At 61.5% G+C, this 26,435-nt stretch carries 24 protein-coding genes; 10 read left to right on the forward strand and 14 right to left on the reverse strand.

From position 1 onward, the window contains the following. Positions 1-3: 3 nt before the first annotated feature. Genes EEB12_RS17860 through EEB12_RS17870 form a run of 3 tightly spaced genes read right to left on the reverse strand, consistent with a single transcriptional unit; the run spans position 4 to position 3,452 of the window. Complete coding sequence (locus EEB12_RS17860; protein ID WP_020909463.1) at positions 4-753, reverse strand: succinate dehydrogenase/fumarate reductase iron-sulfur subunit; 750 nt, start codon at positions 751-753, stop codon at positions 4-6. Beyond that, the gene (locus tag EEB12_RS17865; RefSeq protein ID WP_141488243.1) at positions 750-2,702 is read right to left on the reverse strand and encodes a fumarate reductase/succinate dehydrogenase flavoprotein subunit; all 1,953 of its coding nucleotides are present in this window, start codon (positions 2,700-2,702) and stop codon (positions 750-752) included. The genes EEB12_RS17860 and EEB12_RS17865 overlap by 4 nt, the downstream gene beginning before the upstream one ends. After that, entirely contained in the window at positions 2,703-3,452 is a 750-nt protein-coding gene (locus EEB12_RS17870; RefSeq protein WP_141488244.1) for a succinate dehydrogenase cytochrome b subunit, read from the reverse strand. Between the two features lie 156 nt (positions 3,453-3,608). Here EEB12_RS17870 and EEB12_RS17875 point away from each other — a divergent pair, with 156 nt between their 5' ends. Next, complete coding sequence (locus EEB12_RS17875; RefSeq protein ID WP_020971110.1) at positions 3,609-4,937, forward strand: lipase family protein; 1,329 nt, start codon at positions 3,609-3,611, stop codon at positions 4,935-4,937. A 2-nt stretch (positions 4,938-4,939) separates the two neighbouring features. Beyond that, the gene (locus EEB12_RS17880; protein ID WP_244891445.1) at positions 4,940-6,190 is read left to right on the forward strand and encodes a Tat pathway signal protein; all 1,251 of its coding nucleotides are present in this window, start codon (positions 4,940-4,942) and stop codon (positions 6,188-6,190) included. Positions 6,191-6,241: 51 nt separating this feature from the next. Here EEB12_RS17880 and EEB12_RS17885 read toward each other — a convergent pair whose 3' ends face one another. Both EEB12_RS17885 and EEB12_RS17890 read right to left on the reverse strand, forming a co-directional pair. Next, positions 6,242-7,618 (reverse strand): spinster family MFS transporter, encoded by a 1,377-nt coding sequence (locus EEB12_RS17885; protein WP_020971108.1) that lies wholly within the window; start codon positions 7,616-7,618, stop codon positions 6,242-6,244. A 52-nt stretch (positions 7,619-7,670) separates the two neighbouring features. After that, positions 7,671-8,546 carry an SGNH/GDSL hydrolase family protein gene (locus EEB12_RS17890; RefSeq protein WP_141488245.1) on the reverse strand — a complete coding sequence of 292 codons (876 nt, stop codon included), beginning with the start codon at positions 8,544-8,546 and terminating at the stop codon, positions 7,671-7,673. Between the two features lie 137 nt (positions 8,547-8,683). Here EEB12_RS17890 and EEB12_RS17895 point away from each other — a divergent pair, with 137 nt between their 5' ends. Beyond that, the gene (locus EEB12_RS17895) at positions 8,684-9,967 is read left to right on the forward strand and encodes a PucR family transcriptional regulator (protein ID WP_029256487.1); all 1,284 of its coding nucleotides are present in this window, start codon (positions 8,684-8,686) and stop codon (positions 9,965-9,967) included. A 374-nt stretch (positions 9,968-10,341) separates the two neighbouring features. Next, complete coding sequence (locus EEB12_RS17900) at positions 10,342-11,070, forward strand: YdcF family protein (protein WP_141488246.1); 729 nt, start codon at positions 10,342-10,344, stop codon at positions 11,068-11,070. Positions 11,071-11,143: 73 nt separating this feature from the next. Here the strand turns inward: EEB12_RS17900 and EEB12_RS17905 are convergent, their stop codons facing one another. The 4 genes from EEB12_RS17905 to EEB12_RS17920 form a co-directional block, all read right to left on the reverse strand. Beyond that, entirely contained in the window at positions 11,144-12,808 is a 1,665-nt protein-coding gene (locus EEB12_RS17905) for a DHA2 family efflux MFS transporter permease subunit (protein ID WP_080909803.1), read from the reverse strand. Positions 12,809-12,856: 48 nt separating this feature from the next. Beyond that, entirely contained in the window at positions 12,857-13,315 is a 459-nt protein-coding gene (locus tag EEB12_RS17910; protein WP_141488247.1) for a MarR family winged helix-turn-helix transcriptional regulator, read from the reverse strand. 71 nt (positions 13,316-13,386) lie between these two features. Next, positions 13,387-13,818, reverse strand: coding sequence for a MarR family winged helix-turn-helix transcriptional regulator (locus EEB12_RS17915; protein WP_019745731.1), 432 nt, complete (start codon positions 13,816-13,818; stop codon positions 13,387-13,389). A gap of 145 nt (positions 13,819-13,963) precedes the next feature. Beyond that, complete coding sequence (locus tag EEB12_RS17920) at positions 13,964-14,632, reverse strand: DsbA family protein (RefSeq protein ID WP_046379461.1); 669 nt, start codon at positions 14,630-14,632, stop codon at positions 13,964-13,966. 139 nt (positions 14,633-14,771) lie between these two features. Here EEB12_RS17920 and EEB12_RS17925 point away from each other — a divergent pair, with 139 nt between their 5' ends. Beyond that, positions 14,772-15,599 (forward strand): helix-turn-helix domain-containing protein, encoded by an 828-nt coding sequence (locus EEB12_RS17925; protein ID WP_019745729.1) that lies wholly within the window; start codon positions 14,772-14,774, stop codon positions 15,597-15,599. On the opposite strand, the gene EEB12_RS17930 is transcribed toward EEB12_RS17925, so the two are convergent. Then, positions 15,586-16,581, reverse strand: a complete 996-nt coding sequence (locus EEB12_RS17930) for an ABC transporter substrate-binding protein (RefSeq protein ID WP_141488248.1) — start codon at positions 16,579-16,581, stop codon at positions 15,586-15,588. The genes EEB12_RS17925 and EEB12_RS17930 overlap by 14 nt on opposite strands. 6 nt (positions 16,582-16,587) lie before the next feature. Beyond that, positions 16,588-17,982: an MFS transporter gene (locus tag EEB12_RS17935; protein WP_141488249.1), complete on the reverse strand. Its 1,395-nt coding sequence runs from the start codon at positions 17,980-17,982 to the stop codon at positions 16,588-16,590. 119 nt (positions 17,983-18,101) lie between these two features. Between EEB12_RS17935 and EEB12_RS17940 the strand changes: the two genes are divergently transcribed. Further along, positions 18,102-18,764, forward strand: coding sequence for a TetR/AcrR family transcriptional regulator (locus tag EEB12_RS17940; protein ID WP_019745726.1), 663 nt, complete (start codon positions 18,102-18,104; stop codon positions 18,762-18,764). A 6-nt stretch (positions 18,765-18,770) separates the two neighbouring features. On the opposite strand, the gene EEB12_RS17945 is transcribed toward EEB12_RS17940, so the two are convergent. Continuing rightward, positions 18,771-19,991, reverse strand: a complete 1,221-nt coding sequence (locus EEB12_RS17945; protein ID WP_141488250.1) for an SfnB family sulfur acquisition oxidoreductase — start codon at positions 19,989-19,991, stop codon at positions 18,771-18,773. Between the two features lie 97 nt (positions 19,992-20,088). Here EEB12_RS17945 and sfnG point away from each other — a divergent pair, with 97 nt between their 5' ends. Beyond that, complete coding sequence (gene sfnG, locus EEB12_RS17950; protein ID WP_024487492.1) at positions 20,089-21,213, forward strand: dimethylsulfone monooxygenase SfnG; 1,125 nt, start codon at positions 20,089-20,091, stop codon at positions 21,211-21,213. A 12-nt stretch (positions 21,214-21,225) separates the two neighbouring features. On the opposite strand, the gene EEB12_RS17955 is transcribed toward sfnG, so the two are convergent. Next, a complete protein-coding gene (locus tag EEB12_RS17955) occupies positions 21,226-22,752 on the reverse strand; it encodes an aldehyde dehydrogenase family protein (RefSeq protein WP_181447544.1) in 1,527 nt (508 codons plus the stop codon). A gap of 127 nt (positions 22,753-22,879) precedes the next feature. On the opposite strand from EEB12_RS17955, the gene EEB12_RS17960 reads away from it, so the two are divergent. Both EEB12_RS17960 and EEB12_RS17965 read left to right on the forward strand, forming a co-directional pair. Next, entirely contained in the window at positions 22,880-24,022 is a 1,143-nt protein-coding gene (locus tag EEB12_RS17960) for an acyl-CoA dehydrogenase family protein (protein ID WP_007730792.1), read from the forward strand. A gap of 9 nt (positions 24,023-24,031) precedes the next feature. Continuing rightward, entirely contained in the window at positions 24,032-24,724 is a 693-nt protein-coding gene (locus tag EEB12_RS17965; RefSeq protein WP_019745722.1) for a GntR family transcriptional regulator, read from the forward strand. A 9-nt stretch (positions 24,725-24,733) separates the two neighbouring features. Here the strand turns inward: EEB12_RS17965 and EEB12_RS17970 are convergent, their stop codons facing one another. Next, positions 24,734-25,354, reverse strand: coding sequence for a TetR/AcrR family transcriptional regulator (locus EEB12_RS17970; protein ID WP_019745721.1), 621 nt, complete (start codon positions 25,352-25,354; stop codon positions 24,734-24,736). A 116-nt stretch (positions 25,355-25,470) separates the two neighbouring features. Between EEB12_RS17970 and EEB12_RS17975 the strand changes: the two genes are divergently transcribed. Continuing rightward, positions 25,471-26,340: an oxygenase MpaB family protein gene (locus EEB12_RS17975; RefSeq protein ID WP_141488698.1), complete on the forward strand. Its 870-nt coding sequence runs from the start codon at positions 25,471-25,473 to the stop codon at positions 26,338-26,340. Positions 26,341-26,435: the final 95 nt, after the last annotated feature.

Below are 26,435 nucleotides of genomic sequence, written 5' to 3' on the forward strand. Positions count from 1 at the left end.
CGATCAGTTGTCCTTGCGCCGCAATCCGAATCGCATCGATTCCTTGTTGACAGCGGCAATCGCGGTCAGCGGTATCTCCGCGGGACACACCTCTGCACATTCACCGTAGGTCGAGCACGGCCCGAAATCGGCCTCCATCTGGTGCGACATCGCTCGGGCCCGCTTGCCACGTTCGTTGCGGCCCTGCGTGACGAGGGACAGGTGGGTCAGTTTGGACCCGGTGAAGAGGTGCGCGGCACCGTTGGGGCAGGCTGCCACGCAAGCGCCGCAGCCGATGCACGCGGCGAAGTCCAGTGCAGCTTCGGCACTTTGATGCGAGAGCGGCTGACTGTCTGCGTCCGGTGCAGTTCCCGCATTGACCGACACATAGCCACCGGCTTCGAGGACCCGGTCGAGAGCCGAACGATCGACCACGAGGTCGCGGACCACCGGAAAAGCGGCGGAGCGGAACGGTTCCAGTTTGATTCGGTCGCCGTCGGAGAAGCTGCGCAGGTGCTGACGGCACGTGGGAGTGTTCGCGACAGGCCCATGGGGAACGTCGTCGACCGTGATGCCGCAAGACCCACAGATCCCTTCTCGGCAGTCGGAATCGAAGGCGATGGGTTCGTTGCCGCTCTCCACGAGTTGGTCGTTGAGTCGGTCGAGAAGTTCCAGCAGTGACATCTCCACTGTCGCGTCGTTTACTTGGTAGGTGTCGAATGCACCGGACGAGTCCGGTCCGGATTGGCGCCACACGTCCACGGTGATTTTCATACGTAGTTCCTCGTCTGCAGTGGAACAGCGGTGAAGGACAACGGCTCGTCGTGTCGAATGTGTCTGCCGTCCTTGGCGGTTTCCCACGCGGAGACGAAGCACCAGTCTTGATCGTTTCGCTGCGCTTCGCCGTCGGGAGTCTGATGTTCGGCACGAAAGTGGGCTCCACAGGACTCGTCACGATCGAGAGCATCGACGCACATCAGTTCGGCGAGTTCGAGGAAATCGGCTACCCTGCCGGCCCTTTCCAGCTCCTGGTTGAACTGGTTTCCGCTGCCGGCGACTCGTAGGTTCGACCAGAAATCGCCTCGTAATGCTCGGATTTCGGAGATGGCCTTGGTCAAGCCTTCGGCCGTTCGGGTGACACCGCAACCCGCATAGAGGATCTCGCCCAGTTGTCGATGAAACCTGTCGGGGCCATGTGTTCCGCCGACCGAGAGCAGCAGGTCCACCCGACCACTCACGTCATTGAGCGTCGACGTCACTGCGGGATCGGAAAGCTCGAGAGGTGCGGATCCGAGTAGCGGCGCAAGATAATTCGGAATCGCGTACGGGAGGGTGAACCAGCCGTCGACGCATGCCGAGAGCAACGAATTGGCGCCGAGGCGGTTGGCCCCGTGGTATCCCCACCCTGCCTCACCACCGACGAACAAGCCGGGGATGGAAGTCATCTGGTCGTAGTCGTTCCACAGTCCTCCCATGGTGAAGTGGGCTCCGGGGGCGATGCGCATCGGCACCGTATAGGGGTCTTCGCTGGTGGCGTCGCGATACATCGAGAACAGATTTCCGTATCTCTCCTCGATGGTCTTGCGGCCGAGCCGTGCCAATGCGTCGCGGAAATCAAGGTACACACTGTTTTTCAGAGGGCCGACGCCGTGACCGGAGTCGATTTGCTCGCGGGCGGCCCGTGAAGAGACGTCGCGGGGAGAGAGGTTCCCGAACGCCGGATATTTGCGCTCGAGGTAGTAGTCGCGCTCATTTTCGGGAATGTCGCCTGGTTCGCGATCGTCTCCGGGCTTGGCCGGTACCCAGATCCGGCCGTCGTTGCGTAGTGATTCGCTCATCAGAATGGTTTTCGACTGCCACTCGGAGTTGACGGGAAGTGCCGTCGGATGGAATTGGATGAACGAGGGTGAGGCAATCAGCGCGCCGCGTCGGTGCGCTCGCCATGCGGCGGTGGCGTTGGAGTTCTTCGCAAGTGTGGACTTGTGGAACACGGTGCCGTACCCACCGGAGGCCAGCACGACGGCATGGCCTGTGGTGGCGCCGATCTCACCGGTCACGAGATCGCGTGTGACGATCCCTTGTGCTCGGCCGTCCGAAACGATGAGATCGAGCATCTCGGTTCGGGTGTGGAGGTTGACCGTTCCGGCTGCGATCTGACGTTGCAGTGCCTGCGACGACGCTATCTGCAGCTGCTGGCCTGTCTGCCCGCGCGTGTAGTACGTGCGCGACACCTGTACGCCGCCGAAGGATCGGGTGGCGAGAGTGCCGCCGTACTCACGGGCGAACGGTGCTCCGATGGCATTCATGTGATCGATGACGCGTACGGATTCCTCTGCGAGTCGGAAGCAGTCGGCCTCGCGGCCGCGGAAATCGCCGCCCTTGACGGTGTCCTTCACGAAGCGGGCGAGACTGTCGTTGTCCACCTTTCGGGCACGAGCGGCGTTGATGCCGCCCTGCGCGGCGACGCTGTGTGCACGGCGCGGTGCATCGTGGAAGGTGAAGGATTCGACGTGGTAGCCCAGTTCACCAAGTGAGGCGGCGCAGGCCGCGCCGGCGAGTCCGGTACCGACGACGATGACCGTGAACTTGCGCCGGTTGAGCGGGCTGACGAGCTTGTAGTCGAGTTTGCGAGTGGGCCAGGCTGTCTCCGGATCGCCGGCTGGGACCTTACCGTCCACCGGCGTCCCGATGCTGCGCAGATTGTCGAGTTCGAAGCTGTTCACTTATGACGCTCCTGTCTTCGAGATGACGCCGGTCATCACCGCGATGGGGATCGACATGTTTCCGACCATCACGACGAGCGCAAAGATTCCGGAGAGTGCAACGGCAATCTGGCGCAGCCGTTGGCCGGTCACGCCGAGATCGTTGACCGCACTCCAGAGTCCGTGCGCGAGATGCATTGCCAGCAGAGCCATCGCGACGATGTAGAACGACGCCACCAGTGGACGCTCGAAGCTGGCGATCAGGTTGTCGTATGCGTAACTCTGCGTGCGCGTGGCTGCTTCGTACTCGGCGCTGCCGATGGGTCGGGTTCCGGTCGTGAGGTCGAGTATGTGGAAGATGACGAACAGCAGCAGCACTGCTCCGGTGACGGGCATTGTGCGCGCGGTAAAGGACTTGATTCCCAAGCTTTTACGTCGAAACTTCCCTCGAGCTCGGCGGCCACGGACGGTGAGCAACCAGGCGCACCCGACGTGTGCGACCAATGACGCGAGCAGGACGATGCGAAGAATCCACAGAAGTCCCTCGTATGGCAGGAAGGGTTCGAACACTGTGCGTAGCCAGTGTGCGTAGTCGTCGAAGTGATCGGCCCCGGTGTAGACCTTCAGGTTTCCGATCATGTGGACGAGCACGAAAGCGGCGAAGATCAATCCCGTCACTGCCATCAGAATTTTGCACGTGATATTGGACGGCCGCGGTCGAGCGCGAGGTGAATCGCCGGTAGCTCGCGATACACGGGTCGGAGCACTCACAGACAAACCTCCCACGCCAGACTTGCCGGACAGGTGCCGTCAGCCTAAGCCCGATCGAGGTTTTCGGCCAACGGATCGGTGCCCGACTTGTCTGTTAATGCAGGTGAATGGGAGTGTAGGGGTGCTCATTACCCGAAAGTAAGGAACCTGTGAACGATGTTTGACTCGACGTGGCGACGGTGGTCATGGCGCGCCGGAACGGCATCGGCCCTGGCAGTGGCCTTGTTTGCGGTGGGGTCGCCGGCTGGTGCGCAGGAGACCGTCGACCTGGCCGACGTGTTCAACCCGTTGGTCGTGAAGGCACTTCAAGGCGCTGATATCTCCACCGAATTGACGCCACTCGGGCTCTCGTCCGACGATCCGTGGTTCGACGAGCCCGAAATCGAGCCCGGCACCGCCCCCGGAACCCTTCTCAAAGCGCGTCCGGTCAGTGTTCAGGTCTACCAGGTCCGCCCTGACGTGGTCTCGGCTCACCAACTCATGTACACAACCACTGATCACTTCGGTCGCCAGGTGATCAGTACCGGAATTCTGATGATTCCCGAGGACGGAACTGCGCCAGGCGATCGCAAGATCATCGGATACGCCGAAGCGAACGACAGCCTGGGTGCGAACTGCGCACCAAGTCACCAGTGGACCGGCGGCAATCAGAGCGACCCGGCGATGTTCTCGGCGCTCGGCCCGGTGGCCCAGATGTTCGGTCACGGCTGGGCAGTGATGATGAGCGACGTCGGCAACGACGGCGACACTGCTCCCCATCCGTTCTCGATCGGACAGTTCTCGGGCAAGGCAACGCTCGACGGCGTTCGGGCAGCACTCGCGCTTCCGGAGGCCGGTCTCGAATCAGACACCCCTGTCGGCATCTACGGTGTCGCCGGCGGCGGTGTTGCAGCGGGCTTTGCCGCAGAACAGGCGCATGACTACGCGCCGGAACTGAACGTACAGGCCAGCGCCATCCAGGCGATGATGATCGACCCGGCAACATTCGAGGAGACGGCGGCCGGTGGGATCGGTTCCGGCTTCGTCTTCTCGAGCATTCTCGGATTCGACGCGGGCTACCCCGACGTTCGGCTCGACGATCATCTCACTCCGATCGGTCACAACGTCGCCGCAGCATTCCGCGCGTCCTGCCAGGCGCTCTACCTCGGACTCCCGTTCGTTCCCTTCGACGTCCTGCTCACCAACCCGGCGCCCCGAACGATCCCGGCACTGGCCGCGGCGTACGCGGACAACACATTGGGAAAGCAGGCACCGGCTTCGAAGCTTCTGATTTCTTCCTGTGAGGACGACTTCCTCGTTCCCTTCAGTGAGGCAGAGCAATTGGCGCAGACATATCGAGCAGACGGCGGCGACGTGGACCTGCTCCCGTCGCAGTGCGGGCCGCTCGATTACGTGACCAACCTGTACAAGACGGTGACCGATCAGCTGGGTATGCAGGACATCGCCTGGCTGGCGAAGACGTTCGACGAAGCCGAAGGGAAATGAGTATGCGGAAGTCTTTGACACGCAGGGATTTCGCGCGCACAGTTCTCGTCGCTTCGGCAGGCATCGGCGGTGTGGTCGTACTGGGTGGCCGGGCGTCTGCGGGTACAGGTGAACTCGACAGGTACCTCGACCTGGAAGCGGTGAACGCAAACGCCGAAGCCGCGGGGGGTCTGCATCCTTCACTGCCGTCGGATTCCGCGACGCTGCGGAGTTTGGTCGATACCGCCCGAGCATCGGGAGTGGCTCCGCACCGCTATCAGACACTGCTCAAGCAGTACTGGCTCGCAGTCGGGACGGAGTCGGCAGGTATCGATCTCGCTTCGTGGACTCCGTTCGACGGTGTGCACGCGAATCTCGGAAACCTCACCAACACTTTCCAGTTCTACGAGCGACTGCAGCTCGAGCATCAAGAACTGCAGTGGGCAGGCATGGGCGGAATGGTCGGGCCCGCTTTTGCCGGTGGACTCCTCGACTTGGACTACGGGCGGGTTGTGCTGGAAGTCCAAGCGATCAGCGAAGCGATGGCACTGGTGTGGCGAGAGATCGACCGCATCGGGTCGCCGGTCGCAACGTCGATGGGAGCACCCGAGGACGTTGCGGCGCTGCTCCAGGTCGGCCACGACATCCGCCCCGAGGACGTGATGTGGTTCCAGGGGAAAGTGATTGCGATGAGCAAACACATCTTCTCGGATCTGATTCCCATGCACATGGCGTGGGTTCACGACGGTGTCGACGGCATCGCCGAGCTCGATCGGGCAGGGCTGCTCGACGAGAACGCCCGTATCGCGTGGGACAACATTGCTTCGGGGACACCGGAGTCGGTCTTCGACGGCAATGTGCGTCTGCTGCGCCGTGAGCAGTACCAGTCGGTGGGTGATCAGTGGGACGAGGCGAAGGCCTACCGCGGCAGCGTCGGTCGCTCGTTGACCTACCTGACCACCTTCGCCGCATCACCGTCCATGCCTGGCGTCGTACCGCCGCGTGAGTCGAACCCGCTCTCGTTCGCGGTGGGCAATGCCGTTGTGCAAACACCGCTTCCGGACTTCAACTGGGCGGACCGGGACGGTCGTTGGACCTACATCAACGGTCAGCTGCTCCCGGTCTACAACAACCTGATGAACAATCAACCGGAACTGTGGCGAGCGACGCTGGCAGCGCCCGTCTCCGTTCGGATAACCGAGCAGAGAATGATCGCTCGCTTGCCGGACATGTTGCGGTCCATGCTGGCAACTCTGGCGATCACGGTCAACTGAACTCGGCGGTGGCGGGGCCTCGGGGCCCCGCCACCGCCGTGAACTCCTGGGTCAGGCCTGGCTCAGCTCCGCTTGCATACGCGCGGCGTCCTTGCCGACAGTGCGAGTGGCCAGATAGATGAATACCGCAGTGAGCGCCAACATGATCGGCACGAGATACATGGCCGAGTTCAACCCGTCGCCGGCGTACTGAGCCAACTTCCCGGTACCGGCATCGGCAAGCGCACGCTTGGCGAACCAGTCCGAAATCGCGCCCACGGCAACTGGTCCTGAGAATCCGCCGAGAAGATACATGGCAGCGAAGAACAACGCCGTCGCAGTGCCTCGGAGCCTGGGAACCACGACGTCGTGAATGGCAGGGTAGACGCTGATGTAGAAGCCGTAGGCCAACAACCACCCGGCCGAGAACAAGAGCGTGAACATCACGACGTTCCCGCCGTGCTGCAACAGTGCCAGTGCCGTCAAAGGTGCTGCCAATGCCGAGGTTCCGACACCGATCATCAACCGTGCGCGCGGTGAGCGTGCGCTGGCCTTGTCAGCGTAGCGAGCGCCGAGAAGCAATCCGATGAGGCCCGTGATTCCGACGATGATGCCGGTGACCGATGCCGCAGCAGTCAGTTTCAGGTGGTACTGGCGCATCAGAAGCGGGACGACAAACGAATTCACTGCGTAGGCGGCGAAGTTGAACGTCAGTCCGGCAAGGATGAGCCAACGAAGCGTGGGAATTGCGAGCAGACGACGGATCGGACGGGTGATCGGTGCCTGTGAAACAGCGGCTGCGCGGGCCTCCGGACTTTCGGAACCACCACGAACCGGATCTGCCATGCGGTAGAGCACGACTGCCAGCAGGACACCGGGAATCGCCGCGAGGAAGAACGGTGCACGCCAGCTGTCGAATGCCTCGGCGATCTTGCCGACGGTGAAGTAGGCGAGCATGAGGCCAATCGGCAAACCGAGCATGAAGACACCAAGTGCGCGTGAGCGTCGTTCTGCCGGGTAGATATCACCGATCATCGAGTTGGCTGCAGGTGTGAAGGTCGCTTCGCCCACACCGACGCCTAGACGCGCGAGGATGAACAGCACATAGCTGCCGGCGGCACCGGTTGCTGCCGTCAGTCCGCTCCACACCAGGAGTCCGATCCCGATGATCTTGGGACGGTTCTTCGTGTCGGCCAACCGGCCCAGAGGCAGCCCTGCGACTGCGTAGACGAGGGTGAATGCAGAGGTGATCAATCCCAATTGCAAGTCGCTGAGCGAAAACTCGTTCTTGATCGGCTCGGCAACGACCGAGGGGATCGCCCGGTCGAAGAAGTTGAGCATGTTTGCGAGAAACAGAGCGACGAGTGTGCCGCCGAGAAGTTTGTCGCGTGTTCCGACAGGGGCGCCGTCGATGGACGGCAGCGGCGGAGCGTCTCGTTGAATTGACATGATTGTTCCACCCTTTTCGCGAGTGCTGAATGAATTGTGTTGGGGGAGAGGCTCAGGACAGAGCGTCGGCGACGGTTTTGCCGATCGCCTGCATCCCTGCCGCAGTGGGATGCAGTGGAACCGCCGGCTGGGTAGGGACGATTCCGGTGTAGTAAGCAGTGGCAGGGTCAGTGCAGATGTCATGCCCGGCAGTGGCTTCGGTGATGTCGATGTACTCGACGCCGTGACGGGCCGCCGTTGCTGCCATGACCGTGTTGCCGTAGTCGATCACACTCTGGAGATAGTCGGCGTCGCGCGGCCAGAACGGCTGGGTGCCGGGGCAACCGTCGGCGGCGATGTATGTTCCGTATCCGATCACGACGATGCGCGCCGAGGGCGCCCGGTCGCGAACCGATTCGAGCATGGAACTCCAACCTGCGGAGGCATTTTCGACCAACTGTCGCTGTTGGTCGACGCCGCCTGCGGTGAACTTGTCACGGCAGGACGTTCCGGTGGGTTCGGGGAGAGGATTTACGCAGCTCAGAACTGTCGGGAACAACGAGATGTCGTTGGCGCCGATTGTGATGGTGACGAGGTCGGTATCGGGCCCCAATGCTGTTTCCTGCGGCGGTACTTGACCGGAGAACGTCGATTGTGCGGTGTCCGTGACGTTGGCGGATCGCGCCGACGAGCAGGTCACATCCGTGAGGTGAGCGTCGAGTCTTTGCGCCACCACGGAAGGGTAGTTGTCGAGTGATCGTAGGCAGCCCGGCGCCGATGAATCCTGTTCGGTGACCAGCGGGCCGGCCGCCGCGGAATCGCCGAGAGCGACGTATTGGATGGGGCTGGCATGCGTTTCGGCATGTGACACACCGGCCCCGAGTGCCGCGATCGAACCGGCAGCCACGACGCCTGCCAGAATGGCTGCGCTGTGCGTTTTCCACGTCACTCGAGGCTCCTATTTGGTCGAAGGTGGGACTTCCAGGTACGCCGCTGATTGTGAATTCGAGAGTGGCGTGGGTTACATAGTGATAGGAAAAAGGCAGGTCGGCCTTGTGGTGGCAATTCAATTCTGTGGAGGGTTTTGTGTCAGGAAACAAAGATCTGCCGTTCGAACCGATAGTGGTTGGCGGCAGATCTCTAGCCGACCGATTGGCGCAACGCACCCATCCGCTGGTCAATGCGACGGTCGATCTGGTCCACCGCGACGTCACCTTCTACCGGTTGCTTCCGGACGAGGCGTTGCGTAACGACGTGACGACCATCGTGAGGCGAAATTTGGAACTGTTCATTTCGATGCTCCGGACGGGCGCAGATCTGGCGCCCGAGTTGCTCGCCGACATCAGCGAATCGGCTCGTCAACGGGCGCAGGAATTGGTTCCGCTCAGTGAGGTACTGCGCGCATATCACCTGGCAGCAGGGTTGTGGTGGGAGACGATCAGCGAATGGGCGGTCCCGGAAGACGGTGTTGCACTTGCCCGCACCGGACGACTCCTGAATGCATACACCGCGGCCTCCACGTCCGCGGTTCTTGCCGGCTACGGTTCCGACCACGCCACCCAGACGGACGAGGATTCGGCGCGAAGGTCCCTGTTCGTAGCACTTTCGACGGGTGTCGACGTGGATCGCGTCTCCGACGAGGTGGGAATCAGGTTGGCGCGCCTGTACTGGGTGGTGGCTCTGCACGTCGAGCGGAATGACGACGAGTCCTCGACCGAGGTGGACACTGCCGTCGCCGAGCGGAGGAAGGTGCGCCACCTGCAACGAGAGCTCGATCAGGTGGGACGTGACAAAGCCCTCGGGGTGCTCGGGAGCAGCGGCGGAGCCGTACTGATTCCCATTGTGGAATCGGAACCCGCAGAGGGAAACTGGGCGTCGAGTCCGCAGTATTTGTCATTGTGTCGACGTTTGGGTGATCTCGAGAAGGTCATCGGTGCATCGACGGTTGCCGCTGTACACGTCGCGGCGCCCACGGCAATTCCAGCGGCCGTCACGCAGGCGCGCGAGGTGCTGAACGTTGCCCGAAAGTACGGACGCACCAGTGGGGTCGTCCGTCTCGAGGATCTTGCAGTGGAGTATCAACTGACCCGCTTCAGCGCTGCGCTGCCGATACTCGCAGATGTGTTGTTGCCGTTGGAGTCCGATAGCGCGGTACTCGAGACTCTCGAATCTTTCATCGACTCCGGATTCGATCGAGCCGCCACCGCCCGGCAGCTACACGTACATCCGAACACAGTGGTGTACCGCCTGCGAAAGGCGAGTTCCCTGACGGGTCTTGACCTGTCGTCTCCGAAGGATCTTGTGCAAGTCACCATGGCGCTGGGAGCGCGTCGCGCAATCGGTATGGAGGCGGACTCTTCCCAAACGTGATGCGTCTGTGGTTCTCGGTGAACGAGCCGGAGGGCTGGCGATCGGGTGGGGAGACATGGCCAGGCGCTGCGTGTCGGGCCACCCACACACGGTTCGGGTGGTCCGCTCGTCGACGACCCGGCAGAGCTTGTCGGTTTCGCGAACCCTGAATTGATCTTCGACACCTCGGCCGGGACGGGACGGGGCAGGAACACCTGGATGCAACATCGTGATCTGTGACAACGAATTGTTGCCGTTCCGCGTTGTCAACCTTCTCGGTGACTCTGCTGCTCAGATAGGTAATGCGGCGGGCGCGTCGATACGAGATGCTGGTAGATGACGGTTTCGAACCCGAATTGTTGCCCAATATTTATGTTTAGTCTGTGTGACGGTCAGTGAACAGTAAATTTGAGTCAAATGATGCAACCGTGGCGAAATGTTCGCTACCGTGTGCTGGACAACCGACAATCTGGGGGTTCGGCTACATGGCAAATGTTCGCAGGTCTGTGACGAAGGGATTGATCGCTGCTTCGGTGATCGCCGCAGCTGGCGTGGGCCTTTCGCCGGCGACAGCGAGCGCCGACATCACACCGACCACGGTCGTCAACGGTATCTTGTCGACTGTCGGCGGCTGCCAGACGCCGGTGCGGTCTCTCATCCTTGCGTGCACGAGTGCTGAGACGCTGACGCGCCAGTCGCCCGTGCTGCTCGACCTCAACCCGGTGGGTACCAACATCGTCGTCTTGGGCGCCGGCCTCTTCGACGACGGCACGATGCGTCCGATGCTGGTCGACCGACTTCAGGCGGCGCTGCAGCTGGCTCGTCAGTACCCGCAGTCTCCGATCATCACGAGCGGTGGGGCCCCGAAGGCCGGAGTGACGGAAGCCAGGGCGATGCGCGAGTGGCTCGTCGCCAACGGCGTCGACCCGGGCCGGATCATCGAAGAAGGAACGTCGTGGTCCACGGTGGAGAACGCGCTCAACTCTGCGCGGATTCTCGCCGATCGAGGAGCAACGGGCGTGGTTGTGGTTTCGAGCGCCAATCACGTGGAACGCGCGATGGTGGACTTCCGGGTTGCAGTTCTCGGCCGGATCCCGGTCGCAGGCGTGATCGCTGCGACCTGACGCACCCAGCTGCCCATACAGTTCCGCGTACCGCCGGAATCACCCGGACGGTACGCGGAACTGTTTGTGGGTGCTACTTGCGTCGTTGAAACTCGTCGTCACCTTCGGTCAGAAGCGCAAGTTCGGCATCGACGGCGTCGGAATCGATCTCACCGGGAACGGCGATCTTCGCCAGGAGTTGCTCGTCACCACTTTCCGTCCGAAGCGCCTTCTCCCTGATGAAGGCGATCGCGATCAGACTCAACAGAGCCAGGATTCCGGCGATGAGGAAGACCCGTGCGGTGGCATCGCCGTACGCAGCGCGGACCACATCCTGGATCGCTTCGGGTAGTTCGTTGAGGTTCGACAGCCCTGCGCCGGATCCTCCGGACGCACTCAGATCGACCCCGATTGCGCTGAGTCCCTTGGTCGTAAGATCTGCAACGTGAGTGGAGAGCACTGCGCCGAGGACGGACACGCCTGCCGCGCCGCCGAGTGAGCGAAAGAACGAGACCGTCGAACTTGCGGTGCCGAGATCGCTAGGCGCGACGGTGTTCTGAACTGCGAGAACAAGATTCTGCATCACCATGCCCATCCCGGCGCCGAGCACGAAGAGGAACAGTCCGACCCAGAACATCGGCGTCGCGTGATCGATGGTCGAGAGGAGGAAGAAGCCTGCCGACATTGCGACGGCACCGGCGATCAGGAAGCCCTTCCAGCGCCCGAACTTCGTGATCATTGCCCCGGACAGGCCGGCGGAGAGCATGGAACCGATCACCATGGGCAGTGTCAGAAGACCTGCGGCAGTAGGAGAGTAGCCGCGGGCAATCTGGAAGTACTGACCCAAGAACACTGCTCCGCCGAACATTGCGACGCCGACGGCAATGCTTGCCAGTGTTGCCAGCGTGGTAGTCCGATCTCGGAAGAGGCGGAGCGGAATGATGGGTTCCTTGACCTTGCTTTCCACCCACAGCGCTGCGGCGAGCAGCACGACGCCGAGTCCGACGAGGAAGAACGACATCGCAGAAGCCCACTCGAAGTTCTTACCTGCCAAAGTGACCCAGATCAAAAGAGTGCTGACACCGGCGGCAATGAGGGTTGCACCGACGTAGTCGATGCTGACGTCCTTCTTGACGATCGGGAGGTTCAACGTACGCTGCACGACGATCAATGCGATGACTGCCAGCGGCACGCCGACGAAGAACGTCCAGCGCCAGCCGAGCCAACTAGTGTCCACGATCAGGCCGCCGATCAGTGGGCCGGCGACTGTCGCGACGGACATGACGGCTGCGATCGGTCCCTGGTATCGGCCACGCTCACGCGGGCTGAACATCGCCGCGATCACGATGATCACGAGGGCTTGCAAGCCGCCGAGGCCCAGTCCCTGAACAGCGCGGAAACCGATCAGCATGCCGACCGATTGCGACATGCCCGCAAGGATCGAGCCGATCGTGAACAGCGTGATGGACAGCTGGACCAACAGCTTCTTACTCACCAGATCCGAGAACTTGCCCCAAATGGGAGTTGTTGCGGTGGAAGCCAACAGCGTTGCCGTCACGACCCAGGTGTACTGATCCTGGGTGCCGTGTAGTTCGGTGATGATGGTGGGGAGTGCATTCGAGACGATCGTCGATGACAGGAATGCGACGAACATGCCGAGTAGGAGCCCGACAAGTGCCTCGATCTTCTGCTTGTGGGTCATCGGCGCATCGGTCGATGACTGAGATGGTGGAACGTCGGTAGACGTGAAAGAACTCATGAATGTCCTTGCATCGGGGAATGATTCGATCTGATCGTGCAGCGTCGGTCAGTGCGCCGCGTGGGACTCTGGGCAGGTCGAGCGTCGTAGTCGATCGAGTGCACATGCGACGTCGACGGCATCCTCTTCGGTCCATCCGTCGAGATGGTCGATGAGTCGCTGCGCCTGGGCGCGGCGATGGAAGACCAGGGTCTGGACGCCGAGTGGAGTCAAGGACAGGAGCGATGCCCGTCCGTCGTCCGGGTCCGGTCGCCGCTGAATGTATCCACAAGATTCGGCATGTGTGATCTGTCTGCTCAGCGTCGAGACTGTCACTCTCAACTTTTCCGCCAGATCCGTCGAGCTCGTGGAATCTGCGGCCGACAACTGCGAGAGGAGGGCGCCCAGTGGGTCCGGCAACATGCCGGGGGACAGTTGGCGTGAGCCGGTCGACGAAACCTCGCGGTGGCGCCGGACTAGGGCGCGAAGGTTGTCGAGGATTGCCTCGGCACTGTCGTGAGTGATCACGGCCACCCCCTCGAATAGTTGATATTTGCAACTATAGATCAAGTTGGTTGCACTGCACAACTACTTTGTTGTCAGTCCTCGGAACTGCCCAGTCGGTGCAGCAAGGCCGTCAGCGTGGTGATGTCGTCAGTTTCCCATTTTGCGAGTCGGGCGCGCCAACGATCGATCTGATGATTACGGATCGTCGTGAGCTTCGTCCGAGCCTCAGGGGTCAGGGTCACCAGCTTCGCGCGAGCGTCGTCGGGGTCGGGGATCCGTTCCACCAGGCCGAGCCGAGCTGCGGCATCAATTTGCCTGGTCAGGGTGGACTTCTCGATATCGAGCGTGGAGATCAAGTCGGACATTCGCACGGCATCGGAACGGTTCAGGATGACAAGAACCGGGTAGAGCGCCGGATCGAGTTTGGGATGAATTGCACGCGCATAGGTGCGCGCCTGGGCGCGTCCTCGTTGCCACATGTCGGCAAGTTCCATCTCCAGGCCCGTGATCGGATCTGAAACCACTGTCGTTCCCCTTTGGTGCGATTCGTTCGGTGTTCATCAAACCAGAAGGGGGGCCGGAGTGATTTGGGTGAAGTCACGCTGAGCGAAAGGTACGTTCGGCGTACTGAAGGCGCTGAACGTACCTTTCGCTCGGAAAGCGGGTGGGTCAAGCCACCGCATACGCCCGCACGCACGTCTTCAGGTCGCGGGTGAGATCGGCTGCTGTACTGGTCGGAGAACCGAATTTCACGACGGACCCGTCGCTCCCGTGGAACAACAGCGTCGGAAACGAAGTGGCGCCGAGCCTGCGTGCCCGGACGAAATCGGCGCGGGCGGCGTCCTTCGAATCTGCGGTGAACAGGGAAGACACTGCGGCAGATGGGTCGAGCCCGAGCGATTTCGCTATGGCGCGGTAGGTCTCGGGATCGGAGAGGCTGCGACCGTCTCGGTAGAACGCGGTCTGCATGGCCTCCGCGATGTCGAGTGCGCGTGTCGGATCCTGTGTGCGAAGCGCGGCGAGTCCGATCGCAGCATCCGTCGAATTCATGACGAACCGCCCGTCAGACACCAGTTGTGAATATCCGTCACCGAAAACGGCGCCGGTCTGGGCTGCGATGGTGGCGTTGGCCGATTTCAGGTACGGAGCCGAAGACATGGGTGCGACGCGTTCACCGGTGAACAGCCCGCCGCTGACCACGGACAAGTTGATGGAATCGGCATTTTGACGGACGAACTCCGTCAAAGCAGGGCCGAAGCCGAAACACCACCCGCAATAGGCGTCGAAGACGTAGGTGAGTTGCGTCGTGCCTGCTGTTTTCGAGCCTGTCGATTGCACTGTTGATTCCTATCCGAGCGCGAACTGATTGATACTCTGACGGTATGTCGCATTCGGGTATTCGGTCACGGTGAAGATGAGTCCCGAACTAGTGAAAAACAGACAAGTACCCGTCCGGGACGTCGGGTACGCGTCTTCGGTGGCTGACGCGACCGAGATCGAAGTACTCAGCCTGGACACCATTCGCATCAACGGGGGTAGTGCAGAGTTCGTCGGCCCCCAACGCCCGCAGTTTCACTTACTCGCGCTGGTGACCGAGGGTTCGGCGCTACACACCATCGACTTCGTCAACTACGCGGTGAGTCCGGGGACCGTGTTCTGGGTCAGACCGGGGCAGGTGCAACAGTGGGGGCGAATCCAGGATTTCGAGGCGATGGTCGTTCTGTTCACACCCTCGTCGCTCGATGCCGTCAGCCAGCAGTTGTTGGACGGGAACGCTCACAGTCGGCAGGCAGCGTGGCAGTTGTCCGGCGAGAACCTCGAGACCATCAGCACGGGTATGAAACACCTGAACTTGAACTACGGTTGTCCGGATACTTCTGCGCCGGTCGTTCGCGCGGCCATTCTGCGGCACACGTTGACAGCAATTCTGTTGAAACTGACCCACCTCGGTGGACAGGAACAGAGTTCCGTGCTGGCACACAATGACGTGTTCGAAAGGTTTCATGCCGTTGTCGAACGTGACTTCGCCACGGTCCGTTCGGTTTCGGAGTACGCCAACAAGATCGGGTATTCCGAGAAGACTGTATTGCGAGCTACCCGAGCTGCTGCCGGAATGACGGCAAAGCAGTACATAGATCAGCGTGTGGTGCTCGAAGCGAAACGTCTGCTGTCTTTCGGCACGGACACGGTCACCCAGGTGGCGTCGAAGCTGGGGTTCGACGATTCTGCGAACTTCACAAAATTCTTCGCCACCCGGGTGGGTGTTTCTCCGCTGACCTTCCGTCAGGACGTCAGAGCGCGCTGAACGCCGCCCATCGTGTGTCAGCGCTGTCGAGGGTTCCGATGCTGTTCTGCCCCTTGCCATGTGCGATGCCGTCCAGATCCTGGATGATCCAGTAGATGGCAAAAGGATGGCTGCCGAACCAGAGATCGCCGCTGACGTTCAATGCGTGCGCCGGATCGGGTGTCAGGTTGTCGAACAGTGGAGTGTTTCGCACGATGGATGCGTCGTACTGCTGCCCGGAAAGTACGGCGACGGTCTGCGCCGCATGCTCGGGTAGAAGTTCAGGTGAGACGGGCGAAATCGTGCCGGTGTCTTGATTGTTGGTCGCGTTGACTTCCGATGCAGGCCTGGTGAATCCGGCCTCGGTGACCAGTGTGGAGATGGGAGTGGTCGGTGGCACGGTGAACAGGTTTCCGCTGTAGCCGAGAAGGATCGCAAGGCTCTGGCCGGCAGCCGCGGACTTGACGTCTTCGAGGCCGGATTCCAGCTTTCCGATCATGGCGGTTGCTTCGCTGCCTCGATCGAGCTGTGCCCCAGCTTGTTCGAGCACGTCACGCCACGGCGCCGAGTACGGGAGGACCAAGGTTGGCGCCACGGAATTGATCTGCGCGAACAGGCTCGGTAGCGGACCGGCATTGCTCATCAGGATCTCATCGGGTTCGACGGACGCGATCTCTTCGACTGCGGGGTTGGCGAAGAAAGTCGGCTTGTCGAGAACTTCGACGCCCTGCTCCCGCAGAATCGACTTGGCGACGTCCGATCGCAGGGTGCTGTAGACGACGGTGGGCTTCACGCCGAGTGCGAGTGCACTCAGCCCCGCGTACTCGTCGAGCGCGAGAATGCGCTGCGGTGAGGCCGGAACTTCGACGGTGCCGAGTTCGTGTGTGACGGAGCGAGTTGCAGAAGCGGTTTCGGACTCGGCGGAGCTGCTGCACGCGCTTGCGCCGGCAACGGTGAGGAGAAGCGCCGAGACGATGCCGAATGCGGTTCGGGTGGTGAACATCTGAGGTCAACGATCCATTCGTGGGAAGAAGAAGGACAGGAGGGTGCCGGCCAGCAGTAGGCCGGAGCAGACGAAGAGGGCTTGGGAGTATCCGGAAACCAGTGCTTCGGTCGGTGCGCTGTCCGAATGCGCCGTCGAGGAAGCGGCGACGCTCACGAGAACGGCTAGTCCGAGTGAACCGCCGATCTGACGCGATGTGCTCAGTAGCCCTGATGCCATGCCGACTTCTTCGGGGGGAGCGTCGGCGGTGGCGACGTTACTGAGCGGCATGAACGACAGACCGATGCCGATGCTTGCCAGAAGCGAAGGCACCAGGATGACGGCCCAGAAGGGACTGTCGAGGTTCATGGTCGAAAACATGAAAGTCCCGATTGTGGCGACTGCTGTTCCGACTACGAGCAGCGGTCGAACTCCGTAGCGCGGAAGGAGTTTGGTGGACACGAGGATGCCGATCACCAGACCGAAGCAGAAAGGCAGGAAAGCCAGACCGGTGGTGGTCGGTGAATAGCCCAGTCCACGTTGCAGGAAGAGTGAGACGAAGAAGAACGCGCTGAACTGGGCCGCACACACCAGGCACATGATGGCGTTGGCCAGTCCGATTCGGGGTCGAAGCAGGGTGGACAGTCGTACCAGTGGTGTGGCGCAGCGGCTTTCGACTACGACAAAGGCAGTCAGCAGGGCGACCGTGAGTGCGAATCCACCCAGCACGTAACCCGAAGTCCAGGAATGTGATTCCGTGGCGATCACTGTGCCGACAAGGGCGGTGATTCCGGCCGTCGCCAAGATGGCTCCGGGGAGATCGAGGGAGCCACCTCTGGCGGCTTGGCCGGCCGGCAGGCCACGGGCACCGGCGACCGCGGCGATCAGGGCCACCGGTGCGCCGGCGAACATCACCCATCGCCAACTGAGCCCTTCGGTCAAAATGCCGCTCAGGACGACACCGAGTGCGCCGCCCAGTGCTGACGACATTGCGCCGATGCCGAATGCCTTGGCCCTGGCGCGTCCGGTGGGAAAGGCCTGACTGAGGGCAGCGAGCCCGGCCGGAGCGATCAGTGCAGCGCCGACGCCTTGAAGTGCCCGAGCTCCGACAAGCATCTCGGCGGACACGGAGGAGGTGCCGACGATGCTGACGAGGGCGAACAGCAGGAGCCCGGAAACCAGAACTCGACGAGTACCCATCACGTCGCACAGACGACCGCCGAGAAGCAGCAGCCCGCCGAAGGCGAGGGCGTACGCGTTGACGACCCAGGACAACCCGGCGTCGGAAAAGTTCAGCGATTCCTGGATGTCTGGCAGCGCGACGTTGATAACCGACATGTCGAAGGCCACCAGGAACTGCGCTGCCGCGGCGGCTGTGAGGACCAAAGCCGGTGCGGCTACCGCTCGAGTTGTTGTTGTCATTGCAGGTACCTAATTTGTATACGCGTTCTCATAAGTAGTTAGGTTTACCTTGCTGACGACTGAGATGCAAGGGGTTCCCCGGGCGAGAGCGTCGTAGCAGGGGCGCGCACAATCGACGGATGGCCGAAAAGATGGAACCGAGATCACCGCGGCTCGGACGTCCCCCGACGATCACGTCGGAGCAGATAGTCGACGAGGCGAAACGGCAACTCCAGTCCGGCGGCGCCGACGCGTTGAGCATGCGAGCGTTGGCGAAGTCGCTCGGCACCACGCCGATGGCGCTGTACCGGCACGTGGGCGACAAGGAAGAGCTGATCAGCGCGGTTCTCGATGTGTACTCACAAGATCTCGGCGCGCTGGTCCTGCCGCAGGATCAGGTCGAACGGCTTCGCACGATCTTCACCGCGATCTTCGAAACGCTGGCATCGGAGCGCTGGATCATCGAGTTGCTTCAGCGAGGTGGGCGCGGCGGGGGCGGCGCTGTGGTCTTGGTCGATCGGGCCATGGCCGCGTGTGTCGAACTCGGCATGTCCCCGCGCCGAGCACTGTTGGTCTATCGCGCGCTGTGGAACTACACGCTCGGTGCACTGCTCAACATCTACGACACCACCACACGACCGGAAGGCAGTGTGTCACCTCTCGCGGTCAAGATCCGAGAAATCGGTCCCGAGAAACTGCCGGTACTCAGTGAGGTGCTCGAGGACTGGCCGGGAGGGACGACGACTGAGAGTTACCTGGAAGGTCTCGAGGTCTTGATCAGCGGATACACAAATTCCGACTGAGAGTGTTTACAGCAGCCCGTGCCTCGGTGGGATTGTCCCCGACAGCGTCCAGCGGCCGATGTGTTGGACCTTCCACCTCGTCGGATCGTGCAGGGTGTGTGTGCGTGCGTCACGCCAGAATCGCGAGAGGTTCGCTGATTCGCCCGCGCTTCTGGTGCCACCGATCTCGAACAGCGTGCTCGTGGCCGCCAATGACGCTCTGGCACCGACCACTTTGGCAGTTGCAGCGTCGATGGATGCTCGGGCCGTGGAGTCCTCGGTGGGATTACGACGCGCCACGTCGATCGATCGCGCCGCTTCCGCCAAGAGGGATCTGGCAGCGCGAACCTCGATTGTCGCTTCGCCGGCGAGTTGAACGAGCAGTGGATCCTCCACCGCTGTATCGACTTTCGCCTCGAAGAAGGGCCGCGCCTTTGCTGCGAGTTTCACGGATTCACGCAATGCGGCCGACGCTATGCCCGTGTCGATCGCGGCGTGCAGAATCTGGGCCTGTGCCCCGTAGGTGGTCGGGTGAGTGAACAACGATGTGAAGGGTACGACGTTGAACCGCGGCACCGACACGGATTCGAGTGTCACGGTTCCGCTCGCAGTTGTCTTCTGCCCCATACCGTCCCAGTCGTCGACGATGGACAGTCCGGGAGTATTCCGGGGTAGGTAGACCGCGGATTTCACCTGTGCCCCGGTCTCGGTGAACTGATCCGCATTGGCGGCACGCACCACGATCCAATCTGCGAAAAGCGCTCCTGTGCAATAGAATTTTCGACCTTCGAGCACAAAGTCTTCCCCGTCGGGGGTGAGAGTGGTGCCGTCGATGTCGATGGTCTTGTTGCCGCGCTCGCTCTGGGCGTTGGCGAACTGCTTACCCGACAACGCCTCGGCGTAGAAGAACTGCTTCTGCTCGTTAGACCCCTGGTACCGGAGCGCTTCCAGGAAAGTGAAGTGGCTGTGCGGAATCTGCGCGATGCTGGGATCGCCCTCGGCGAGTAGGCGGAAGACCTCGGCCAACGTCTCGGTGCTCGCGTCGATGCCACCGAACTCCTTCGGCACCGGGAGCCCCAGCAGACCGGACTGCGCCAGGGTGCGAACCTCGTCGTGGGGAAGGAGGCGCTGCGCATCGCGGACGCCGGCACCTGCCGCGAACTCGTCGGACAGCTGTGACGCTACCGAGAGCGCCTCGTCTTCACTGGTGATGCGGTGCGCGATCTCCTGAATGTCCACAGCAGTCATGCTGCCACCGTTTCACAGTCGCAGCACCCACCCAACACTTACAACCTGTGTGATCGCTACCCTGGAAACCCCCGGGAACTGCATGTTTGCTGGATTCATGTCTACTGAACGTATCGCCGACGAGATCAAGTTCGCCTACTGGGTGCCCAATGTCAGTGGTGGTCTGGTCACCTCCGACATCGAGCAGCGGACCAGCTGGGACTACGAGTACAACAAGAAGTTGGCGCAGACCGCCGAGAACAACGGCTTCGAGTACGCCCTGAGTCAGGTTCGTTACGAGGCGAGCTACGGTGCCGAGTTCCAACACGAATCCACGAGCTTCAGCCTTGCGCTTCTCTTGGCCACCGAGAAGCTCAAGGTCATCGCCGCCGTGCATCCCGGACTCTGGCAGCCGGCAGTGTTGGCAAAATTGGGCGCTACCGCTGACCACCTGTCGAACGGTCGATTCGCCGTCAACGTCGTCAGTGGTTGGTTCAAGGACGAGTTCACTCATCTGGGCGAGCCGTGGCTCGAGCACGACGAGCGCTATCGGCGTAGCGCCGAGTTCCTTCAGGTTCTTCGGAAGATCTGGACCGAGGACGACGTCGATTTCCGCGGCGACTTCTATCGCATTCACGACTTCACGTTAAAGCCTAAGCCTCTGAACACCCCGGAGCGCCCCAATCCCGAACTGTTCCAAGGCGGTAACTCGGCGGCAGCCCGTGAGAACGCCGGTCGCTATTCGGATTGGTACTTCAGTAACGGCAAGGACTACGACGGCGTCACGGAACAGTTGGTCGACGTCCGCCGTGTTGCTCGCGAGAACGATCGGGAGGTGAAGTTCGGACTCAACGGGTTCATCATCGCCCGCGACACCGAGGCCGAAGCAAAAGACACGCTGCGCGAGATCATCGCCAAGGCGAACCGTCCCGCAGTCGAGGGTTTCAAGAATGCAGTCCAACAAGCCGGCGCGTCGACCTCGTCCAAGGACGGGATGTGGGCAGATTCGACATTCGAGGACTTGGTTCAGTACAACGACGGCTTCCGCTCACAACTGATCGGCACGCCGGAACAGATCGCCCATCGGATCGTCGAATATCGCCGTCGCGGTGTCGATCTGATTCTCGGCGGATTCCTGCACTTCCAGGAAGAGATCGAGTACTTCGGGGCCAAGGTGCTCCCGCTGGTTCGTGAACTCGAAGCAGCCGACAGTGACGAGCAGGTGCTCGTCACCGCCGGCTGATCGCCTGGCCTCTCAGGACTTTGCGTGGCGCTTCGCCAGCATCCAACGAGAGATCTTCATGTCCCGAGCTTTTCGTTCGATGGTCAGCAGGTCCAACGGAGCGCTGAATTTCTGAACGGCCAGTGATTTCACACTGCTGAACTCACGCAGCCCATCGGCTCCGTGGATACGCCCGAACCCGGAATCGCCGACCCCGCCGAACGGCAGGGCGGCGATTCCGGCGAATCCGAGAACCGAATTGACCGTGACGACACCGCATTCGAGCTTCTCGGCAATCGCTCGACCCTTCGACGAACTCTTGGTGAACACCGAGGCGCCCAAGCCGTACTTCGACGCATTGGCACGCTCGATCCCCTCGTTCATGTCGGCGACCTTGTTCACCACGACGCTCGGGCCGAACGTTTCCTCGGTGATCGCCGTGGAATCCTCCGGAACATCCGTCAGGATGATCGGATCGATGAACGGACCGTTGAACGAATCAAGTCCGCCGAGTACAGCTTTCGCGCCGCGACCGAGAGCGTCTTCGATCTGGCCTCGGACTATCGCAGTCTGCTTTCCCAGCGTCATCGGCCCGTAGGTCGAGCTGTCGGTGGCGCCGGCGTGGGCGTCCTGAAGCGCGGCGGTGAGCTTGGACAAGAAGGCGTCGTACACGGGCGCTGCGACGTAGATTCGTTCGACGCCGGCACAGGTTTGTCCGCCGTTGCCCACTGCCCCGAATGCAGCGAAGCTCACGGCCGCATCGAGGTTGGCGTCGGAGTCCACCAGCATGGCGTCCTTGCCGCCGCATTCGGCGACCAGGGGAGTGAGGGTGTCCGCGCAGGCGGCCATCACGCGCTTTGCGGTAGCCGTCGAGCCGGTGAATGCGATCTTGTCGACACCGGACGAACACAGAAGTGCACCGGTTTTTCCGTCACCGGTAATGGTCTGCAGGACAGGGTGTCCGGGTGCGGCGATGTTCCACAGCCGGGCCAATTCGACGCCGACGCCTGGTGAGAGTTCGCTCGGTTTGAAGACGACGGCGTTGCCGGCGGCCAATGCGTAGCCGATCGACCCCATCGGTGTGTACAGCGGATAGTTCCAGGGGCCGATCACACCGACGACGCCCATCGGCCGGTAGCCGACGGATGCAGACTGGTTGGCGCTGATCAGTCCTGCACCGACGCGTCTGCGGCGCAACACTTTCTGTGCGTTGCGTGCCGCCCAGTCGAGATGTTCGACGGCCAGCATGACTTCGAGAAGGGCGTCGTCGCTGGGTTTTCCGGTCTCGGCGGAAATGATCGCCGCCATCGATTCGACGTGAGTGGCGATCGCGGCGCGGAAATTACCGAGCACCTTCCGGCGGCCTTGGAATCCGAGTTGATCCCACCACTTCGACGCCGTGCGTGCTGAGGCGACCGCTTTCTCGATCTCTTGCTGATCTGCAATGGGGTGCTGCGCGACCACGGAATCGTTGCGAGGGTCGAGGCTCGCGAAGGTGTGATCGTCCGATTTCGGATCTGTCGAAGTGGACGTGCTCTGGCGGCCGAGCTGTTCTGTCATGTTCTTCAGATCCTCCACATGTCGGTGCATCACATATATGTGATGTGATTTACTGTGCTGGTAGTCACAATATGCGTCGGACCGAGCTCCGACAAGCCTCCAGCCTCATCTCACTCGGGAGTTTTCGATGTACATGGATTTCACGCAGGAGCAGTCTGATTTCGCCAAGTCGGTAGCGTCGTTCTGCAAGAAGGAAAGTGGTACCCGTGAGCAGCGAGACCTGCTGACCGATCATGGCGCCCATAACCACAACCAGGCGTTCTACGAGAAGATGGCGGAATTGGGTTGGCTCGGGCTGACTGTCCCGGAGGAATACGGCGGATCTGCCGGAAGTACGGTCGACCTGTGCATCTTCCTGGAGGAAGCAGCCAAGGGCATGGCGCCGATCGGTGGACTGGGCCCGACCGTCATCACCGGGGCTGCATACGAGAAGTTCGGCAGTCCGGCCCAGAAGGAGGCAGTGCTCGGCGGGATCGTCCGTGGCGCGTCGCAGTCGATCTCGATGTCCGAACCCGAAGCAGGCTCCGACGTGGGAAATTTGAGTTGCCGCGCCGAGAAGGTCGACGGTGGGTGGCTGATCAACGGCCAGAAGACGTGGTGTTCCAACGCGCACTTCGCCGAGAACATCCTTCTGGTGGCTCGCACATCCCGAGGTGAAGGCAAGCATGAGGGCCTGACGATGTTCCATGTCCCGGCCGACATCTCCGGATTGAAGATCAGTGGAATCGACACCATGGGCGGCAAGGAGGTCAACGATCTCTACTTCACCGACACATTCCTGCCCGAGGACGCGGTGGTTGGGGAAGTCGGCAACGGCTGGCGTCAACTCATGGCCGGACTCAACATCGAACGCCTCATCCTCGCGGCGATGATGCTCGGGACCGCGCAGCGCGCTTTCGACGACACCCTCGAATTCGTCACCACACGTAAGCAGTTCGGCCGTCCGGTCGGATCGTTTCAGGCGCTTCGCCACCGGATCGCGGATCTCGCCACGGAGATCGAATGCGGCCGTCTGCTGGTCTACAGCGTTGCCCGAATGGTCGACGCCAACCCGACCAAGATGTTCCCGCGGGAAGCGTCGATGGCCAAGCTGAAGCTGACCGAGACCGCCAAGAAGGTCGCGCTCGAGGGGATGCAGATGATGGGTGGGTACGGTTACGCGACTGAGTTCGACATGGAGCACCATGTGCGAAAGACTCTTGTGTCCTCCATTTATGGTGGTACCAACGAGATTCAGCGAGACATCATCGGCAAAACGTACGGACTGTGAGGATCGGTTGTGGCAACGTCTGCACGCACTCGGAGGGCGACATCTGAGCTGAGGAGACGGCCACAGTTGTCGGAGGACGTGGCCAACCACGTTCGTAACCTGATCATGTCCGGCGCTGTGCGTCCGGGCGAGTTCGTCAGATTGGACGAAACCGCAGCCGACCTCGGTGTCAGCGTGACGCCGGTGCGAGAAGCCCTCGTCGCATTGCGCGGCGAGGGAATGGTCGAGTTGGTTCCGCATCGCGGCTATCTCGTCTCGCCCCTCAGTCGCCAAGACATCGAAGACATCTTCTGGTTGCAGGGGCAGATCGCAGTCAAGCTGGCTTTGCGGGCGATGGACACCATCACAGCTGATCAACTGGTGGAACTCACGGAACTCAACGCCGATTTGCGAGCGGCGGTGGACGCCTCGGATGCAGCTGCGATCGAGCAGTGCGAATTCGAATTCCACCGCTTGATCAATCGCGCTGCGGGTGGTGCGAAGCTGGCATGGTTCCTGTTCGGCGCGATTCGGTACACCCCTGCTCGTCTCTACGCGACGGATCCAGGCTGGGGTGAGCTTGCGGTATCGAGCCACGACGCTTTGATCGAGGCGTTCGAGAAGCACGATCGAGAACAGGTGGACGCGCAGATGAGTCTGCAGTTCTCCGACGGCGCTGCTCGACTTCTCGCTCACCTCGACAACATCGGGATCTGGGACTGAATCAGGAGCTCAAGACGGAGGTAGGGCGGGAGCGAGCAGGATCGCTGCACATTCGGCGACCAGTTCTTCTTCCGTCACGTCGATGTATCCGTCCAGCCATGCACTGAGGGTCTGCGCCAGGCCGCCGACCAGGAAGGTTGCCGTCAGCGTCAAGTGGCCGCTGTCGTTCAATCGGTAGAAGGTCTTGGCGTTGGCGGCCAGGAGACCGATGAATATCGTCGTCGACGCTCGTCGTTTCTCGGCCAGGACAGGGCTCGTCAGGGCGCTGGAGAACAGTAGACGTCCGCGACGGGGATCCTGCGCGATCGTGCGGACGATGTTCGCGATTCCGGCGAGCGCCTTGCCTCGTTCGGTCTCGGCGGCGTCCACCGCGGCCTGGGTTGAAACGGCGATGTCCGTGATGACGGTGTCGTAGACGGCCGACATCAGAGCATCACGATCGGTGAAGCTCTCGTAGAAGTACCGCGCCGCGACACCGGCCTTCTTGCACACTCCGCGGACCGTGAGTTCGGGCTCGGCGGAGCCCATGAGTTCCAGACCGGCCTCGATCAGCGTCTCTCGTCGTTGGGCTACGCGGAGCGCGCCGTCGACGCCACCGTACGAACGCGGTTGGTCATTCATGAAGACCATCTTTGCATCCCGAGATTGCTTGACATCTCGGCATTTCGGCGTTTCACTCATCTGAGAACATGCGTTCGCAGATATCGACTCGAAGGGGTTCTGCCATGACGGTGAGTAGGGATTCGATGGACGGGCGCAAGGAAGCGGTGACGGGCGGCATCGGAGCGGTCGGCGTCCAGGCGGTCGACATCGACGCCGAGGTCGAAAAGGCGATGTCCGGGCTCGGACTGTTGGCCGCAGGCGCCAACGTCATCATGCAGTTGGCGCGCCCGGCGGTGGGGTACGGCGTGTATGAGAGCAAGGTCGAGACGGGTCGGTTGGATCGGCATCCGGTGAAGCGAACCCGGACGACGCTGACGTATCTCGCCGTCGCGAGCCTGGCGACGGACGAAGAAAAGAAGCTGTACCGACGCGCAGTCAACGGCTCTCACAAGCACGTTCGCTCCGATGAGAACAGCGCGGTCGAATACAACGCGTTCGATCCCGAGCTGCAGTTGTGGGTAGCCGCCTGCCTGTACCGAGGCTTCGAGGACGTCTACAAAATCTTGTACGGGGATCTCGATCCGGTCACCCAGGATGCGTTCTATCAGCGAAGCGCCACGTTCGGTACAACCCTTCAGATGCGACGCGACATGTGGCCGGCGAACCGGGATGCGTTCGAGGTCTACTGGAACGAGAACCTCGACAAGGTGGCGATCGACGAGACGATTCGTGAGCATCTCTACGGGATCGCGTCGGCGACCTTCGCGCCGAAGTTGTTGCATCCCGTGGTCGGTCCGCTCAACCGATTTGTCACCACAGGGTTCCTGCCCCAGGCCTTTCGTGACGAAATGCGGCTCCCGTGGTCAGCGCGTCAGCAGCGCAACTTCGACCGATCCATGCGCGTCGCCGCGCTGGTCAATCGGTTCAGCCCGAAGATTCTGCGGATGTTCCCCTACAACTTCTATCTCTGGGATCTGCGTCGGCGCATCGCCAAGGGAATCCCGTTGGTCTGAGCCGACTCTGACACTTGAAGTGATTGACACCACAGGTGAATCGGACACATACTCAACATAGTTGAAGTTGACGTCAAGTTTTAACTTTCCTGTGG

It is taken from the genome of Rhodococcus sp. WS1 (assembly GCF_003797745.1).
Classification (GTDB): domain Bacteria; phylum Actinomycetota; class Actinomycetes; order Mycobacteriales; family Mycobacteriaceae; genus Rhodococcus_F; species Rhodococcus_F erythropolis.